The sequence below is a fragment of the Brachyspira sp. SAP_772 genome, assembly GCF_009755885.1.
Lineage (GTDB): Bacteria > Spirochaetota > Brachyspiria > Brachyspirales > Brachyspiraceae > Brachyspira.
On record NZ_VYIX01000038.1, the window covers coordinates 1 to 1,027 of the forward strand.

The window sequence follows — 1,027 nt, forward strand, 5'->3', positions numbered from 1 at the left end:
GCAGGCACTTGGACTGGAAAAGTTATAGAAGAAGATAATAATACAAATATACCAGACATACCAATACAGCCTCCTCCCGGCGGAGAAGAAACTACAGAAGATAACACTAACGAAAGAGATATAATCGTAACTATTAATGAAGACGGCTCAATATCTATAGATAACGATTCMATACCGGCATCAAATATATATAAAGATATAAAAAACAACGTACACTACTATACAATATCATATATCACATCTTATCAAGAAAACTCTAGTACAGTATTTAATTATATGATTATATTTGAAGATAATACCAAAGCTACTATAGAAGGAACAACTATAACAACATTAAATGAAAGAGAAGAAAGAGTAAAAGTTCCTCAAACCACYATAAATAAACAAACTGAAACTAATTAAATAACAATAAAATTCTTCAATAACTCTATTGTGTAAAACACTAATTAATTATAATATATACAAATCAAAAAAATAAAAAATTGGTTAAAATATATGAATGAATTTTTTAAATGCGACAAACCTAAAGAAGAATGCGGAGTATTTGGAATATACTCAAAAGAAATAAAAAAAGACATATTAAAAACTCTTAACTATGCACTATACGCTCTTCAGCATAGAGGTCAGGAAAGTGCTGGAATAACTGTATCAAATTATAAACATTTATTTACTTATAAATCTATGGGACTTGTTTCAGATTTATTTTCTAGTAACATACCAAAAGAAACAGAAGGAAATATTGCTATAGGTCATGTAAGATATTCTACTACAGGAGCAAGCAAAATAGAAAATGCTCAGCCTCTTGAAAACYTATTTAGATTAGGTCAAATAGCTATAGCACATAACGGCAACCTTACTAATGCATATCAATTGAGAGATAAATTAGAACAAGAAGGTGCTACATTCAATGCTACTTCAGACAGCGAAGTTATAATAAAATTAATAGCAAGAAAAACTGTAAATAATTTTATAGACGGAATTAAAGAGACTACTAATATAAGTGAGCGTGCATTTGCTTTGGCTAATG

General features: G+C 28.8%; 2 protein-coding genes. Both read left to right on the forward strand.

All coding sequences use genetic code 11. The features are described 5' to 3' along the window. On the forward strand, nucleotides 1-402 hold a 402-nt coding region (locus GQX97_RS12400; RefSeq protein WP_157152226.1), incomplete at its 5' end, for a hypothetical protein. Nucleotides 403-495: 93 nt separating this feature from the next. Further along, a partial coding sequence (locus GQX97_RS12405; RefSeq protein WP_198391229.1) for a class II glutamine amidotransferase occupies nucleotides 496-1,027 on the forward strand: 532 nt, incomplete at its 3' end.